General features: G+C 74.7%; 18 protein-coding genes. 4 read left to right on the top strand and 14 right to left on the bottom strand.

Annotated features, from left to right (window positions below):
• Positions 1 to 4 precede the first annotated feature (4 nt).
• A complete protein-coding gene (locus tag FXF50_RS25025; protein ID WP_091308928.1) occupies positions 5 to 295 on the bottom strand; it encodes a hypothetical protein in 291 nt (96 codons plus the stop codon).
• Positions 296 to 569: 274 nt separating this feature from the next.
• Between FXF50_RS25025 and FXF50_RS25020 the strand changes: the two genes are divergently transcribed.
• Entirely contained in the window at positions 570 to 1,313 is a 744-nt protein-coding gene (locus FXF50_RS25020) for a PIG-L deacetylase family protein (protein WP_148431336.1), read from the top strand.
• Positions 1,314 to 1,322: 9 nt separating this feature from the next.
• Entirely contained in the window at positions 1,323 to 2,159 is an 837-nt protein-coding gene (locus tag FXF50_RS25015) for a DUF72 domain-containing protein (protein ID WP_148431335.1), read from the top strand.
• Here the strand turns inward: FXF50_RS25015 and FXF50_RS25010 are convergent.
• The 9 genes from FXF50_RS25010 to FXF50_RS24965 form a co-directional block, all read right to left on the bottom strand.
• Complete coding sequence (locus FXF50_RS25010; protein ID WP_148431333.1) at positions 2,116 to 2,544, bottom strand: DUF2267 domain-containing protein; 429 nt, start codon at positions 2,542 to 2,544, stop codon at positions 2,116 to 2,118. The two genes, FXF50_RS25015 and FXF50_RS25010, sit on opposite strands and share 44 nt — an antisense overlap.
• Before the next feature lie 296 nt (positions 2,545 to 2,840).
• Positions 2,841 to 3,713 (bottom strand): DUF72 domain-containing protein, encoded by an 873-nt coding sequence (locus tag FXF50_RS25000; RefSeq protein ID WP_148431331.1) that lies wholly within the window; start codon positions 3,711 to 3,713, stop codon positions 2,841 to 2,843.
• A gap of 45 nt (positions 3,714 to 3,758) precedes the next feature.
• On the bottom strand, positions 3,759 to 4,157 hold the full coding sequence (locus FXF50_RS24995; RefSeq protein ID WP_148431330.1) for a TraR/DksA C4-type zinc finger protein: 399 nt from the start codon (positions 4,155 to 4,157) through the stop codon (positions 3,759 to 3,761).
• Between the two features lie 245 nt (positions 4,158 to 4,402).
• On the bottom strand, positions 4,403 to 5,032 hold the full coding sequence (locus FXF50_RS24990; RefSeq protein WP_148431328.1) for a uridine kinase: 630 nt from the start codon (positions 5,030 to 5,032) through the stop codon (positions 4,403 to 4,405).
• Positions 5,033 to 5,135: 103 nt separating this feature from the next.
• Entirely contained in the window at positions 5,136 to 5,744 is a 609-nt protein-coding gene (locus tag FXF50_RS24985) for a winged helix-turn-helix domain-containing protein (protein ID WP_148431326.1), read from the bottom strand.
• A gap of 302 nt (positions 5,745 to 6,046) precedes the next feature.
• Positions 6,047 to 6,637 (bottom strand): winged helix-turn-helix domain-containing protein, encoded by a 591-nt coding sequence (locus FXF50_RS24980; protein ID WP_148431325.1) that lies wholly within the window; start codon positions 6,635 to 6,637, stop codon positions 6,047 to 6,049.
• Between the two features lie 52 nt (positions 6,638 to 6,689).
• The gene (locus FXF50_RS24975) at positions 6,690 to 7,181 is read right to left on the bottom strand and encodes a rhodanese-like domain-containing protein (protein WP_148431323.1); all 492 of its coding nucleotides are present in this window, start codon (positions 7,179 to 7,181) and stop codon (positions 6,690 to 6,692) included.
• Positions 7,182 to 7,231: 50 nt separating this feature from the next.
• Positions 7,232 to 7,684, bottom strand: a complete 453-nt coding sequence (locus FXF50_RS24970; RefSeq protein ID WP_148431322.1) for a cysteine dioxygenase family protein — start codon at positions 7,682 to 7,684, stop codon at positions 7,232 to 7,234.
• A 117-nt stretch (positions 7,685 to 7,801) separates the two neighbouring features.
• A complete protein-coding gene (locus FXF50_RS24965) occupies positions 7,802 to 8,179 on the bottom strand; it encodes a signal peptidase I (RefSeq protein WP_148431320.1) in 378 nt (125 codons plus the stop codon).
• Between the two features lie 68 nt (positions 8,180 to 8,247).
• Here FXF50_RS24965 and FXF50_RS24960 point away from each other — a divergent pair, with 68 nt between their 5' ends.
• On the top strand, positions 8,248 to 8,640 hold the full coding sequence (locus tag FXF50_RS24960) for an ankyrin repeat domain-containing protein (protein WP_148431318.1): 393 nt from the start codon (positions 8,248 to 8,250) through the stop codon (positions 8,638 to 8,640).
• Between the two features lie 86 nt (positions 8,641 to 8,726).
• Complete coding sequence (locus tag FXF50_RS24955) at positions 8,727 to 9,650, top strand: DUF3500 domain-containing protein (RefSeq protein ID WP_148431378.1); 924 nt, start codon at positions 8,727 to 8,729, stop codon at positions 9,648 to 9,650.
• 11 nt (positions 9,651 to 9,661) lie between these two features.
• On the opposite strand, the gene FXF50_RS24950 is transcribed toward FXF50_RS24955, so the two are convergent.
• From FXF50_RS24950 to secA2, 4 genes are all read right to left on the bottom strand, one after another.
• Positions 9,662 to 10,420 carry a class I SAM-dependent methyltransferase gene (locus FXF50_RS24950; RefSeq protein ID WP_148431317.1) on the bottom strand — a complete coding sequence of 253 codons (759 nt, stop codon included), beginning with the start codon at positions 10,418 to 10,420 and terminating at the stop codon, positions 9,662 to 9,664.
• Between the two features lie 43 nt (positions 10,421 to 10,463).
• A complete protein-coding gene (locus tag FXF50_RS24945; RefSeq protein WP_148431315.1) occupies positions 10,464 to 10,967 on the bottom strand; it encodes a DUF2231 domain-containing protein in 504 nt (167 codons plus the stop codon).
• 76 nt (positions 10,968 to 11,043) lie between these two features.
• Entirely contained in the window at positions 11,044 to 11,784 is a 741-nt protein-coding gene (locus tag FXF50_RS24940; protein ID WP_148431313.1) for a GAF and ANTAR domain-containing protein, read from the bottom strand.
• A gap of 188 nt (positions 11,785 to 11,972) precedes the next feature.
• Positions 11,973 to 14,264: an accessory Sec system translocase SecA2 gene (gene secA2 / locus FXF50_RS24935; protein ID WP_148431311.1), complete on the bottom strand. Its 2,292-nt coding sequence runs from the start codon at positions 14,262 to 14,264 to the stop codon at positions 11,973 to 11,975.
• Positions 14,265 to 14,330: the final 66 nt, after the last annotated feature.

Here is a 14,330-nt window from a genome sequence, read left to right as displayed (position 1 = left end):
ATCGTCAGGAGGCGCTGCCGTCGGCGCCACCGTCGCGCTGGCCGGGGGTCGCACCACCGTCGGCCGGGCCCTCCGCGCCGCCGTCCGCGCCACCGTCCTGCTGGCCCGGGGTCGCGCCGCCGTCGGCCGGACCCTCCGCACCCTGGTCGGCACCCTGGTCGGCGCCGCGCTCCGCGCCCCGGTCGGCACCGCCGTCGGCCCCACCGTCCTGCTGGCCGGGGGTCGCGCCACCGTCGGCCGGGCCCTCGGCACCGCCGCCGCTGGTGGTCTGCATGTCGTCGTCGTTGAGTGCCATGGGTGCTCCCTCGGTGTGCCGCCCCGTCGTCGGGGTCCGTGTGCAGCGGGTGGTACCCCACGCCCGATCTTCTCTAACCACACCGTAGACGCCCGGACCGGGCCGCACGGACGGTTCGGCGGGCACCGGCACGGGTCACCCGTTGCGGCAGGTCACGCCGCTCACCCGCGATGGCGGACGGCCCGGGAGCCGGTCTCCGCGGGGTCGCCGGGCGGCGGGCGGCCGCGTCCGGTGCCAGGATGGCGGGAAGGGAGCACGCGGGAAGGGGGTGGCCGTGGGGCAGCCGGAGCCGTTGACGCCGCTGGCCGAGGACTGGCAGCGGGCGCTCGCCGTGGTGGCCCACCCGGACGATCTGGAGTTCGGCGCGGCCGCCGCGGTGGCCCGCTGGACCGGGCAGGGCAAGCAGGTCGTCTACTGCCTGCTCACCAGCGGCGAGGCGGGCATCGACGGGATGCCGCCGGAGCGCAGCCGGGTGCTGCGGGAGGAGGAGCAGCGGGCCTCCGCCGCCGTCGTCGGGGTGGACACCGTGGAGTTCCTCGGCCTCCCCGACGGGCTCCTGGAGTACGGCGTGGCGCTGCGCCGCGAGATCGCCGCGGTGGTGCGCCGGCACCGGCCGGACATTGTGGTCACCAACAACTTCCGGGACACCTGGGACGGGGCGTACGCGCTGAACCAGGCCGACCACATCGCCTGCGGGCGGGCCACGCTGGACGCGGTCCGCGACGCCGGCAACCGGTGGATCTTTCCCGAGCAGCTCACGGACGGCGTACAGCCGTGGTCCCGGGTCCGCGAGGTGTGGGCGGCCGGCTCCCCGGAGGCCCGGCACGGGGTGGACGTGACCGCCAGCTTCGACCGCGGGGTGGCGTCGCTGCGGGCGCACGGGGCCTACCTGAGCGGGCTCGGCGACGGCGGTTTCGACGCCGAGGAGTTCCTCGAGGGGCTGGCCCGGCCGGCCGGCAGCCGGCTGGGCGTCCGGTACGGCGCCGCCTTCGAGGTCTTCCGGATCGACCTCGCCTAGGCGGCCGGGATGATCCTCGTCGGCACGTCGGGCTGGCAGTACCGGGACTGGCGTGAGCGCTTCTACCCGGCGAAGCTGCCGCAGCGGCTATGGCTGGAGCACTTCGCCGCGCGGTTCGCCACGGTGGAGGTCAACAACGCCTTCTACCGCCTGCCGGAGCGGGACACCTTCGTGGCCTGGCGGGACCGCACCCCGGACGACTTCTGCGTGGCGGTGAAGATGAGCCGCTACCTCACCCACATCAAGCGGCTGCGGGAGCCGGCCGAGCCGGTGGCGCGCTTCCTGGACCGGGCCACGGGGCTGGGCGACCGGCTGGGCCCGGTGCTGGTGCAGCTGCCGCCCACCATGCGGGCCGACCCGGCGGCGCTGGACGCGACGCTGCGGCTGTTCCCCGCCGAGGTGCGGGTGGCGGTCGAGCCGCGGCACCCGTCCTGGTGGACCGACGACACGCGGCGCGTGCTGGAGCGCCACCGGGCGGCGCTGGTCTGGGCGGACCGGCTGAGCCGCCCGATCACCCCGCTGTGGCGCACCACCGACTTCGGCTACCTGCGGCTGCACGAGGGCCGGGCCCGGCCCTGGCCCCGCTACGGCCGGGCCGCGCTGGCCACCTGGGTGCGCCGGCTGGCCACCGCCTTCCCGGCCGGCGAGCCGGCGTACGTCTACTTCAACAACGACCCGGGCGGCGCGGCGATCGTCGACGCGGTGGCCTTCGCCGGGTTGGCCCGGCGGGCCGGGCTGCCGGTCACCCGGACGCCGCCGACCCGCCCCGCCACGTCGGCGGAACGGGCCGGGAACGGTGTGGTCACGGGATCATCCGACCCAGGTCCTTCGGCATCGCCGACTTGACGTCCTCCCATTCGCCCTGGGTCACGTGCTTGCGCAGGGTGTCCAGCACCACCTGCACCACCCGCTCGGTACCGCCCTCCACGTCGTACGGGAAGCCCTGGCGGACCTCGTAGAGGAAGTCCTCGCGGTTCAACTTGATCGGCACGTTCTCCGGCTGCCACCCGTCGAAGTAGACGCCCCGCAGCAGCACCGGCAACTGTTGGGCGAACTCGACACTCTGCCCCACCGGCATCCGGTCCCGCAGCAGGTGCAGCACCGTGCGCAGCGCCGCGTAGGACTGGTTGCGCTGCTCCTTCGGCCAGCCGTACGCCGACTCGATCTCCTTGAGCATCACGTTCGTCTTGTCCAGCGAGGACTCGAACGCGGAAATCATCTGCTCAGCCATCTGCCCACCCCCGTGCATCGGTTTCCCAGCGTCGGTCGTCGGTGCGTCCCGGCGGCCCGCTGGGCCCCCGCCAGAGCCGGGTCGGGCTGAACCGACCGGGCCGCTCGCCCCGCCGGGGCAGGTCGGACCTGCCGACCACGTGCAGCACCCCGCCGCGACGGCGATCCGCTACGACCCGCACCGTCATGACCCCACCTCCTCCTCGGCCGCGCGGTCGTGTCGGTCGACGGACCGCGCACACCGTCCATGCTGCTGGCGCATCGGGTGAGGCGGCCTCACCCGGGGCGGGTGAATCGTCAGTCGGCGTCGAGCAGGCCGGCCAGGGTGGTGGCGTTGCGCTGGGCGTAGTCGCGGTAGCAGTTGTTCATGAGGACGTGGGTGTGCTCGGCCTCGCCGGCCAGCTCGCGCAGCTTGGGCGCCCAGTCGCGCAGCTCCCGCTTCGAGTAGTCGTAGCCGAACTTCTCGTGGATGTCCTTGCTGGTCCACTTGTCGCTGTGGCCGTGGAAGCGGACCACCGCGAGGTCCGCGGTGGCCGCCAGGACCGGGGGTACGGACGACTTGTGCCCCTGCGGCATGTCCACGCAGACGAACGGCAGTTCGTGCTGGCGCAGGAAGCCCAGCGTCTCCTCGGCGTTGTCACCGTCGAACCAGGAGGCGTGCCGGAACTCGAAGACCGGGCGCAGCGGGTCACACCGCCGTGCCACCTCCAGCAGGTACTGCTTGTTGTCCCGCTTGATGGTGAACCAGGGCGGGAACTGGAACAGGATGGCGCCCAGCTTGCCGGCCTCGACCAGTGGGTCGAGGGCGGACAGGAACCGGGTCCAGACCTCCTCGTACGCCTGCGGCGGCAGGTCGTCCGGGTAGACGTTCTTCTTCTCCGTGTCCGGGCGCAGGTCCTTGTAGAGCGCGGACACCCGGGTCGGGTGGCCGGTCAGCAGGCTGAACGCCTTGACGTTGAAGGTGAAGCCCGGCGGGGTGCGCTCCACCCAGAGCCGTGCGGTCCGCTCGGCGGGCGGCGAGTAGTAGGTGGCGTCCACCTCGACCAGCGGGAACTGCCGGGCATAGTAGGACAGCCGCTTCTCCGCCGTGTCGGCCGTCGCCGGGTACCAGCCGGAGTCGAGCAGGGTCGGGTCGGTCCAGGAGGCGGTCCCCACCAAGATGTCACCCATCTGGCGAGTCCACCGCTACCGGGACCGACCGGCAACCCGTACGGCTCAGGCCGCCCGCCGCTCCCGGGTCTGCTTGCAGGTCACGCAGGAGGTGGCGGACGGGAAGATCTCCAGCCGCTCCACGGGGATCGGCGCGGAGCAGCCCTCGCAGAAGCCGTAGGTGCCCTCGTCGAGCCGGGTGAGCGCGTGCTCGAACTGGGCGCGCCGGTCCAGGATGGTGCGCAGCAGGGACTGTGCGGTGTCCCGCTCGGCGGTCTTGGTGCCGCTGTCGGCCTGGTCGTCGCCGGCGGTGTCGCCGACCTCGACGAGCCGGAGCACCTGGCTCTGCAGCACGGCCTGCTCGTACTCCGCGGTCAGCTCGTCGTACCGCGACTTCAGGGACTGCCGGATCTGGTCGACCTCCGCCTGGGAGCGGCCCGTGGCTGTCGTGTCGTGGACGAGCATCGCTGCCTGCCTTTCCTGGGGCCTCATACGGTTCCGGGGCGGCGAGCGCCCCGAAACGTGGTCCGATGGATGCGCGGGCGAGATCACCCGTGCCTTGTGAGCCGGGCGATTACCCGCCCGCTCCGCGGATCAAACCGGGGATTTCCGCGTTCTTCGTGGCCGTTCGTGCGCGGTTGGGCCGCTCGGCCCGTCCCCGTCCCTGCCGCTCCGCCGCCGATCGTCCGGAAGAGGGTGATACGTCCGGGTCAGTCGCGCTCGACCAGGGCGGGGTGCCGCGGGTCGTCGGCCCGGACCACCACGTCGGCGAAGGAGGCGGGGTCGACCTCGTCGGCGTACCGGGCGAAGGCCGGCAGGGTCCAGCGCAGCTCCGGGTCGGTCCGCCGGTCCAGGGCCGCCGGGGAGAGCACCAGGTGGACGGCGACGTCGAACGGCAGGCCGCCGCCGAGCAGCAGCGCGCCGCTGACCAGGACCACCCCGCCGGGCGGCAGGTCGACGTACGGGGCGCGGCTGGCCCGGTCGGCGGCGGCGTCCCACAGCGACGGGAGCAGTCGCCCCGACCCGTCCGGGCCGGCCGGGTCGAGCACCTCCCGCCGCAGGCCGGCCTCGTCGACCCAGCCCTCGTAGTACGCGTCGGGGTTGGTCCGGCCGTGCTCGAGGCGGATCGAGGCCGGCCGGAGGAAGTCGGCGGCCCGGACGTGCAGCACGGGCCGGCCGGCGGCGCGCAGCGGGTCGACGAGGGCGGCGGCGAGGGCGTCCGGCTCGGCGGCCGGCGGGCCGTCCACGGCCACCCGCAGCCGGCCGGGCGCGGCGGCGCCGGCGAGGCGGTCGGCCAGCTCGGTGACGAGCAGCTCGGGCGTGATGGGGCGGACGCGCATCCGACCATCCTGCCCGGCGGCCGGGAGGACGCACCACGGGATCCGCCGGGCGGTCGGGGCTCCGTCCGGAGTGGGATCGGCACGTGGCGGCCGGACCGGGGCGTCAGCCGGTGCGGTCGATGGTCACCCGCGCGTCGTCGGCGAGCCGGTAGCCGACCCCGTAGACCGTGGTGACGAGCGGGACGTCCACCCCGACCTTGCCGCGCAGCCGGCGCACGTGCACGTCGACGGTGCGGACGCCGGCGTGCTCGTAGCCCCAGACGGCATTGAGAAGTTGCAACCGGGTGAACACCCGGCGGGGATGGGCGACGAGGTGCAGCAGCAGGTCGAACTCCAGCCGGGTCAGCGGCAGCGGCTCGCCGTCGCGGAGCACGGACCGGGACGCCGCCAGGATGTGCAGGGTGGGGATCGTCGGCGCGAGCGGGCGCCCCGGGGCGCGGCCGGGCGGCGCCGGGTCGGGGCGGCGCTCCGTCGGGACGGCACCGGTGCTGACCACGGCGTCGCCGCGTTCGAGCAGCTCACGGGCGGCGTCCAGCAGCCGGCGGGCGGCCGGGGTGAGCGACTCCTCGCACGCCAGCGGGATGTTCAGGGTCACCGTGAGCACGGGGGCCGAGGTGTTGGCGGGGCGACGCTGGCCGCCGGGGGGACGACCCGGAACCGCGGGTTGGGACGTATGCCATCCGGCGCGCGACGAGGCGGGGCTGACCGACATGGTCCTCCTTGGCTGGTCCGGGTATCTCCCCACGGCCCGGGACGCCGCTTCATCGATGCTTCCCGGCGCCTGTGCGAGGGTCAAGGGGCGGCTGCGTTGCATGAATGTGACAATTGGCGAACACATAGCAGCCGTGTGCTCGCTCTGCGTACGAGGCCCGTTGATTACAGCAGAGCGCCGGGTTGACCCGGTACGGGGGGTCCCCGCCCGGTTCACAATGGCCGGTGCTAGCTCCGGCGGCGCGGGAACGTGAACGCGGCGCACCCGGGATCCGGGTGCGCCGCGTGCCGGCCGGGGCGGCCTCAGCGCTCGCCGTCCACCACGATCCGGGCCTCGTCGGCGAGGCGGTAGCCGACGCCGTACACGGTGGTCACAAGCGGCGTGTCGACGCCGAGCTTGGCCCGCAGCCGGCGCACGTGGACGTCCACGGTGCGGGCCACGGCGTGCTCGTAGCCCCAGACGTTGGCGAGAAGTTGCCGCCGGGTGAACACCCGCCGGGGATGTTCGGCGAGGAAGAGCAGCAGGTCGTACTCGATCCGGGTGAGGGTCACCTCGACGCCGTCGTGGCGGACCCGGCGGGTGCCGGTCAGGATGCGTACCGTCCCGGGCTCCTCGGCCCCGGCGGGCGGTGCGGGTGGCTCCGGCGGCGCGGCGGGGCGGCGCACGTCGAGCACGGCGCGGGCGGCCCGGTGCTCCTCGGGCCGGAGCAGTCCCTCGCCGGAGGCGGCGAGCTCGTCCAGCAGGTCGACCAGCCGGGCCAGGCCGGGCGTCAGCGGGCCGGCGCCCAGGTCGAGGGTGATGGTCAGGGTCGGGGCGGTACGCGGCCGGGGCGGGACCGCCCGGTCGGGTCGGCCCGGCCGGGCGGGACGGGAGGTGATGGCGACGACGGACATGGGGGCCTCCTGTGCGGGCGGTCGCCCCGCCCCACCGGGTGCGGCGGGGCGGTCAGCGGGGCGCCCGGCCGGCGGTGACCGGGGGCGCGGTGGACGAGGGTCGGAGCGGCGGGGTGGGGCCGAGCGTGGGCAGGCCGGCGATGCGCCAGGCGGCGAAGCCGCCCACCACGTCGGTGGCCCGGTGCAGGCCGAGGTCCTGGAGCGCGGCGGCGGCCAGCGAGGACGTGTAGCCCTCCTGGCAGAGGACGATCACCGGAACGTCGTAGCCGACGGCCTGCGGCAGCCGGGCCGCGCAGCGCGGGTCGAAGCGCCACTCCAGGACGTTGCGCTCGACGGCGAGGGCGCCCGGGACGGTGCCGTGCGCGGCGCGCTGGCCGGCCGGCCGGATGTCCACGAGCAGCGCCCCGCCCCGGACCGCCAGGTGGGCTCGCTCGGGGTCGAGCCGGTGCAGCCGGGCGCGGGCGGCGGCGAGGATCTCGTCGATGCTCCGCGAGCCGGGTGGCGGGACCGGACAGCTGTCGGTGCGGGTGGGGGGCTGCGCCATCGTGGCGTCCTTCCGTGCGGCGGGTCTCGGGGACAGGGGTGCGGGCCGGTTCACCAGGCGACGCCGGCCTCGGCCACCTCGGCGACCAGGAGCTGCCCGGCGGCGAGGCGGTAGCGGGTCATCCGGCGCAGCGCCGGCCGGTAGACGTGCACGCTGACCGCCGGCTGGTCACCCCGGTTGGTGACCACGTGGACGTGCCGGGGGCCGAAGCGCCGGCCGGTGCCGGCGGCGAGCCGGTGCGGGCGCAACCGGCCGCCGCCGACGGTCTCCTCGACGAGGGCGCCGGCGACGACCAGGAAGGCGCCCGAGGAGCCGCCGTGGTCGTGCAGGTCGGTGCCCTGCCCGGGGAGCCAGCTCAGCGCCCACACCTCGCGCTCGTCGTCGGCGGCGAGCCGCGCGTACCACCGCTCGGCGCGGTCGAAGCGCAGCGGCACGGGCCAGCGGGTCGGGTCGGCCCAACGGGCGGCGACGGCGAGCAGGTCGGAGGGGTCGGAACTGGTCATCGGCGGGGGCGTCCTCACGGTACGGGCGGCGCGTGCCCCCTCACTATAGGCTTTAAACCCTATAGGTTTAGTAGGTAATATCGAATACTGGGACGCTCCGGTCCGCGGGTCGGGCGGTCAGCGCAGGACGGGCGGGTCCACCCGGTAGCCGGGGACCGACGGCCAGCGCACGGTGAGCACCACCGACTCGCGCTCGGCGTACCAGGAGTGGTCCACGCCCCGGCCCCAGACCACGTAGTCGCCGGGATCGCGCAGCACCACGGTGCGGTCCGGCAGCTCGATCCGGAACGCGCCGCTGATCAGCACCAGCAGGGCGGTACGCCGCTCCCCGGTGGCCCACCGCGAGCGGGTCTCCCCCGCCGGGTGCACGCCCCACTTCACCTCGACCTCGGTGCTGTGCCGGACGTCGCCGAGCGGCTTGAAGTGGCCCAGCAGCCAGCCCGCGTCGGTCGCCCCGTCCACCGCCGCGTTGCCGACGTACACCCGATCGTCCATCCACGCCTCCCGTGCCGGCTCGGCAAGCTACCAGGCGGGACCGGCGGGGCGGCCACTAACCTGGACGGATGCCCGACGAACTCGACGCCGAGACGCTCGCCTTCGCCCACCGGATGTTCGACCTGGCCCGTGCCGGGACGACCGACGATCTGGCGGCGAACGTGGACGCGGGTCTGCCGGTCAACCTGACCAACGCCAAGGGCGACACGCTGCTCATCCTGGCCGCGTACCACGCCCACCCGGAGACCGTCGGCGCGCTGCTCGACCGCGGCGCCGACCCCGCACGGACCAACGACCGGGGGCAGACGGCGCTCGCCGCGGCGGTGTTCCGCAGGAACGCCGAAGCGGTCCGGGCGCTGCTCGACGCCGGCGCGGACCCCGAGCACGGCGACCCGTCGGCGGTCGAGACGGCCCGCTTCTTCGACCTTCCCGAGATGCTCACCCTCCTCGGCCGGAGCTGAGCGGCCCGGGCGAGGTGCCGGCGCGCCCGACGCGGCCGGCGGCGGGGCGGTATACAGGTGCGGTGGAGGATCCCGTACCCGAGCAGATGCGCGCGGCGGCCGGCGCGCTGCTGGCGGCGCTCGACGAGCCGGCCCGGCAGCGGGCCCGGCACGACTTCGACGACGAGCCGGCCCGCCGGTGGCTGGAGTACCGGCCCCGACCCCGGCCCGGCGCCAGCCTCGCCGACCTGGACGTCACCGCCCGTAAGGCCGCCCACCGGCTGCTCGCCACCGCGCTCAGCCCCGCCGCGTACGCCCAGGCCATGGCCGTGGTGGCGCTGGAGGAGGTGCTCGACCGGGCGGAGGGCTGGCGGCGCGGCCGGCACAGCGGCGACTACTGGGTGGCCGTCTTCGGCCACCCGGCGCGCGACGACCGGTGGGCGTGGCGGTTCGAGGGACACCACCTGTCGGTGAGCATGACCGTGGTCGACGACCAGGTCTCCCCCGCCCCGATCTTCCTGGGCGCCAACCCGGCCACCGTCCGGCACGCCGGCCGGCCGGTCTCCCGGCCACTCGGGCCGGAGGAGGACCTGGCGCGGGAGCTGCTCGACGCGCTCGGTCCCGCGGGCCGGGCCGCCGCCGTCGTCGCCGACGAGGCGCCCGCCGACATCATCAGCGCCACAAGGCCCCGCGCTCCCGGGCGGCTCGATCCGCTCGGCGTGCCCCGGGACCGCCTCACCCCGACCGGCCGGGCGCTGCTCGACCGGCTCGTCGCGCTCTACCTGGACCGGCTCCCGCCGGAGCTGGCCGCCAGGGAGGCGGGCCGGCTGGCGGGCGGCGAGCTGCACTTCGCCTGGGCCGGGCCGGCCGGGCCGGGGCAGCGGCACTACTACCGGATCCAGGGCGACGACCTGCTGATCGAGTACGACAACACCACCGAGGACGGCAACCACGCGCACACCGTGCTGCGCCGCCCGGCCAGCGACTTCGGCGCCGACGTGCTGGCCGCCCACCATGCCGCCGCGCACTGACGCCGGCCGGGTCAGGGCCGGCGGGCCTCGATGAGGAAGCGTCGGGCGTGCGCCACGAAGGGGCCCTCGGCGCGGATCCGCTCGTGCAGGCGCCGCAGCTCGGCCCGGTAGCGGTCGACGGTGAAGCCGGGCACGGTCCAGACCACCTTGCGCAGGAACCAGACCACCGCGCCGACGTCGTGGAAGACGGTCCGCAGGGTGGCCGTGCGCAGGCCCACCACGGTCAGCCCGGCGGCTTCGGCGGCGGCGACGGCCTGCTCCGGGTGGCGGCTGGCCGGCGGCGGCAGCGGTCCGAGGACGGCCTCGCTCAGCTCGCGGACCGTGCCGGCGCCGATCTGCTGGGACAGGTAGCCGCCGCCGGGGCGCAGCACCCGGGCGATCTCGTCCCACCAGGTGTGGACCGGGTGCCGGCTGACCACCAGGTCGAACGACGCGTCGCGGAACGGCAGCGGCGGCCGGTCGGCCACCTGGACGACGGAGGCGCCGATCCGGTCGAGCGTCCGCCGCGCCACCGGCACGTTCGGCGGCCACGCCTCGGTGGCGACCAGCAGCGGCGGCGGGGTGGGGACCTCGGCCAGCACCTCTCCCCCGCCGGTGTCGATGTCCAGCGCGGAGTGGACGGTGGCCATCCGGGCGCCCACCAGGCGGGCGTAGCCCCAGGGCGGGCGCTCCTCGGTGGCGCGGCCGGCCAGCCAGGCGAAGTCCCAGCCCTCGACCGGCGCCGCCGCGCCCTCGGCGATCAACTCGTCGGCGTCCCGTCCCGTGTCCACGGGCCGAGCCTGGCGGCCGGATGTGGCCGCCGGCAAGGCGTTTTCAGGCCTTCGGGCGGATGATCTCCACGGTGGCGCCGGGGATGTCGCGGAGCGCCTCGAAGCCGGTCGGCTCGGCGGCGCGGCCCCGGTCGAACTGGCGCATCAGCCGGGCGCCCAGCCACACCCCCACCGAGCCCACGGCCAGCGCGAGCAGTTCCGTGGCCACCTCGACGCCGGTCGCGCCCCGCTGCGGCGCGTGCGCCCGCATCAGGCAGGTGAGCAGGAACAGCGCCGCCATCGCGGCGTTGACCAGGTTGAACGTGACCGCGGTGCGGCGGGTGTGGCCGGCCCGCACGTCCCACAGGTCGACCATCCCGGCGACCGCCGTGAGCGCGGCGGCGACCAGGGCGGCGACCGCCGTCCAGTAGCCCACCTCGCCGAGGAAGGCCGGACCGCCGGCGACGTCGGCCAGGTCGAAGACCGCGGCGCTGACGAAGAGTCCGAAGGGGAACGTCACCAGCATCGGTTGGATCGGATGGCCCTGCACTCGCAGCCGGCTCTCCATCGGTTCCTCCCCAGGTCGGATCAGCTCACCAGTCCAGGGTGCTACCCGAGGCCCTCCGGGGTGAAACGAATGTCGCTCAGTTGTCCCGGGGCCGGGAGACGGTGAGCACGAGCCGCTCGGCCACCTCGCGCAGCGGTATGTCCAACGAGGAGGCGGCGCTGCGGAGCACGTCGAGCGCCTCCGGGGCGGGGCAGCCGCGCTGCGTCATGATCACGCCGACTGCCTGCCCGACGACCCCCTCCGCCAGCAGCGTGGTGTCGACCTGGTCGGCCCGGGCGGCCTGCCGCTCCCGGTCGCGGGCGGCGGCGAGCAGCAGCCCGGCGTGCTCGGCGAGCAGCATGGCGGTGAGCTGGTGCCGGGGAGTGAGCGCGCCGGCCGACTCGGCGTAGAGGTTGATCGCCCCGATGACCTGCTCGTCCACGTCCACCGGCGCGGAGATCACCCCGTGCACGCCGAGCCCGCGGGCCCGCTCGGACCAGGCCGGCCAGGGCGACTCCTCGGCCAGGTCGGCAGCGGTGATCATCTCCCGCCGCCGGATCGCGGTCATGGCCGGTGTGTCGGGGCCATGCCGCAGGTCGTCCAGCTCCGACCGCGCCGGGTCGGAGGCGGCCACGCCGGCGGGCTCGCCGGCGCGCAGCGCCGTGAAGCCGCAGCAGTCCACCCCCGGTACGGCGTCCCGGGCTATCCGGACCAGCCGGTCCAGGGCCTCGTCGAAGCCGGCAACCGCGATCAGGCCGGCGGTCAGCTCCCGCAGCAGCGCGGCGGTCTCCAGAACCCCGAGCGTGTCGATCATGGGCTCCCGCGTGTCGAGGTTCACCGGGCCACGGCCTCCGCCACCACCGCGTCCGCGTACGCGGTGTCCCCGTCCGGCGCCGTTGCCTGTCCCATGTCCACTCTCTCCCTGACTCGAAGCCCCGGCCTACTACCCTCGCAAACCAGGATCGAAACCGCGCAAAGGGGTCCCTTCCGGCGCGGTACGCACCGGAAGGGACCCCTCGCGAACGGTCAGCGGGAGCCGATGAGCCGCCGCCCCACCGAGGCGATCAGCCGGTCCAGCTCGGAGCCGAACGGGTTGTCGTGCACCAGGTAGGTCCAGGTGGCGGTCGGCCGCACCAGCTTGGCGGAGTCCGGCTCCCACCCGTCGTCGAACTCGGTTTCCTCGAAGGTGGCGATGGTCCGCGTCTCGATCTCGGGGATCAGCTCGTTGAACGCGGGCACCGCGCTGCGGTGGAACTCGTCCAGCGGGTCGAGCCGGCCCAGCGCCCGCAGGTGCACGCCCTCGCGCACCTCGGACAACTCGGCCAGGTGGTCGGCCCAGAGGCGGTCCAGGTGGTAGAGGGCGATCGTGCGGGCCACCTCGGCGAGCAGGTCCTCGTCCATCTCGCCGGCCTTCTCCGGCACCCGCTCCAGCAGCATCAGGGCGGCGATGTCGCTGGTGAGCAGCCGCTCCCGGCGCTCCGCGAGCGCCTTGCGCTGCTGCTCGATCACCTGGCTGTAGCGCCAGGTGTTGCGGTGGATCTCGTGGTTGACGCCCTCGGCGACCCGCTGGGCGTGCTCGACCGCGTAGTCGACCTGCGGGTCGGTGACCAGGCCGTCGGCGTTCATCCGGGGCGACGGCGGAACGGTGTCGCCGGCGTGCCGGACGACCAGGTCGTCCTCCAGGCTGACGAGGAAGACCGACCCACCCGGGTCGCCCTGCCGGCCGGCCCGGCCGCGCAGCTGGTCGTCGACCCGGCGGCTGTCGTGCCGGCCGCTGCCGATCACGTAGAGGCCGCCCAGCTCGGCCACCCGCTCCCGGTCGGACTGGTCGCTGCCGCCGAGCCGGATGTCGACGCCCCGGCCGGCCATCTGGGTGGAGACCGTCACCGCGCCGTACGCGCCGGCCTCGGCGATGATCCCCGCCTCCTCGTCGTCGTTCTTGGCGTTGAGGACGACACAGGGCACCCCGGCGGCGTGCAGGCCGGCCGCGAGGCCCTCGGACTCCTTGACGTCGAGGGTGCCGACCAGCACCGGGCGGCCGGCCTCGTGGCAGCGCCGGATCTCGTCGATCAGCGCCTCCTCCTTCTCGGCCCGGGTGGCGTAGATCCGGTCCGGCTCGTCCTCCCGGATGCACGGGGTGTTCGGCGGGATCACCGCCACCTCGAGGCCGAAGAACTCGCGGAGCTGGTCGCCCACGAGGACGGCGGTCGCGGTCATCCCGCAGACCGTGGGGTAGAGCGCGATGTAGGCCTGCACGGTGATGGTGCCGAGCACCTCGCCCTCGGCCGTGGCGTCCAGGCCCTCCTTGGCCTCGACCGCCGCCTGGAGCCCGTCGGGCCAACGGCGGCGCTGTGCCACCCGGCCGCGCATCTCGTCGATCAGCTCGACCGAGTTCTCGCGGACGATGTAGTCGACGTCGCGGTGCAGCAGGGCGTGCGCGTGCAGCGCCACGTTGACCGCGGAGAGCTGTGCGACGTGCTCCTCGTCGTAGAGGTCGATGCCGCCGAGCTTGGCCTCGACGGTGGCCAGGCCCGTCGAGGTGAAGGCGACGCTGCGGCCGTCCTCGGCGATCGTGTAGTGCTTGCCCTTGCGCAGGCCCCGGACCAGCGCGGCGGCGGCGTGCACCGGGTCCTGCTCGCCGGGGACCGCGCCGGCCAGGACCATCGGCACCCGGGCCTCGTCGATGAGGATGGAGTCGGCCTCGTCGACGATCGCGGTCTTCAGCGTCGGCTGGACCCGGTCGGCCAGGTCGGTGACGAGCTGGTCGCGGAGAAAGTCGAAGCCGGCCTCGCTGACCGACACGTACGTGACGTCGCAGGCGTAGGCGGCACGCCGCTCCTCGGGGGTGGACGCCTCGTTGACCCAGCCGACCGTGAGGCCCAGCAGGGTGTAGATCGGGCCCATCCACTCGGCGTCGCGGCGGGCCAGGTAGTCGTTGACGGTGAGCACGTGCACCGGGCCGTTGCCCAGCCGGACGTGCCCGTACGCGGCGATGGTCGCGGTGAGCGTCTTGCCCTCGCCGGTGGCCATCTCGGCGACCTTGCCGGAGAGCAGCGCCATGGCGCCGAGCAGCTGGACGTCGTACGGCCGCTGGTCGAGGCCGCGGCGGGCCGCCTCGCGGCCGATCGCGCAGATCTCCTCGTAGCCGGTGGCCTGCCCGGCCGCCTCGGTCAGCTCCGCGTCAGACAGCTTCTCCAGCTCCGCCTCGCGGCCCTCGATCGCTGGCAGCAGCTTCTCCAGCGGGGCCAGGTCGACCGTCGTCCCCGGGCGCTCGAGGAACCGCCGGAACCTGCTCTTCAGACGTTGCGACACACCCATGAGCGGCAACGGTACGCGAACCGGAGCCGATTGTGACCCCCGCCCGGCGCGGGGGCCGGACCGTGT

Source organism: Micromonospora sp. AP08, from assembly GCF_008085935.1.
GTDB lineage: Bacteria > Actinomycetota > Actinomycetes > Mycobacteriales > Micromonosporaceae > Micromonospora > Micromonospora chersina.
The sequence above is the reverse complement of the archived record's forward strand: the minus strand, read 5'-3'. Positions and strand labels throughout refer to the sequence as shown.

Coding starts and splice junctions, on each gene's coding strand:
- FXF50_RS25025 (WP_091308928.1), bottom strand. CDS start 295: ATGGCACTCAACGACGACGACATGCAGACCACCAGCGGCGGCGGTGCC.
- FXF50_RS25015 (WP_148431335.1), top strand. CDS start 1,323: ATGATCCTCGTCGGCACGTCGGGCTGGCAGTACCGGGACTGGCGTGAG.
- FXF50_RS25010 (WP_148431333.1), bottom strand. CDS start 2,544: ATGGCTGAGCAGATGATTTCCGCGTTCGAGTCCTCGCTGGACAAGACG.
- FXF50_RS25000 (WP_148431331.1), bottom strand. CDS start 3,713: ATGGGTGACATCTTGGTGGGGACCGCCTCCTGGACCGACCCGACCCTG.
- FXF50_RS24995 (WP_148431330.1), bottom strand. CDS start 4,157: ATGCTCGTCCACGACACGACAGCCACGGGCCGCTCCCAGGCGGAGGTC.
- FXF50_RS24990 (WP_148431328.1), bottom strand. CDS start 5,032: ATGCGCGTCCGCCCCATCACGCCCGAGCTGCTCGTCACCGAGCTGGCC.
- FXF50_RS24985 (WP_148431326.1), bottom strand. CDS start 5,744: ATGTCGGTCAGCCCCGCCTCGTCGCGCGCCGGATGGCATACGTCCCAA.
- FXF50_RS24980 (WP_148431325.1), bottom strand. CDS start 6,637: ATGTCCGTCGTCGCCATCACCTCCCGTCCCGCCCGGCCGGGCCGACCC.
- FXF50_RS24975 (WP_148431323.1), bottom strand. CDS start 7,181: ATGGCGCAGCCCCCCACCCGCACCGACAGCTGTCCGGTCCCGCCACCC.
- FXF50_RS24970 (WP_148431322.1), bottom strand. CDS start 7,684: ATGACCAGTTCCGACCCCTCCGACCTGCTCGCCGTCGCCGCCCGTTGG.
- FXF50_RS24965 (WP_148431320.1), bottom strand. CDS start 8,179: ATGGACGATCGGGTGTACGTCGGCAACGCGGCGGTGGACGGGGCGACC.
- FXF50_RS24960 (WP_148431318.1), top strand. CDS start 8,248: ATGCCCGACGAACTCGACGCCGAGACGCTCGCCTTCGCCCACCGGATG.
- FXF50_RS24955 (WP_148431378.1), top strand. CDS start 8,727: ATGCGCGCGGCGGCCGGCGCGCTGCTGGCGGCGCTCGACGAGCCGGCC.
- FXF50_RS24945 (WP_148431315.1), bottom strand. CDS start 10,967: ATGGAGAGCCGGCTGCGAGTGCAGGGCCATCCGATCCAACCGATGCTG.
- secA2 (WP_148431311.1), bottom strand. CDS start 14,264: ATGGGTGTGTCGCAACGTCTGAAGAGCAGGTTCCGGCGGTTCCTCGAG.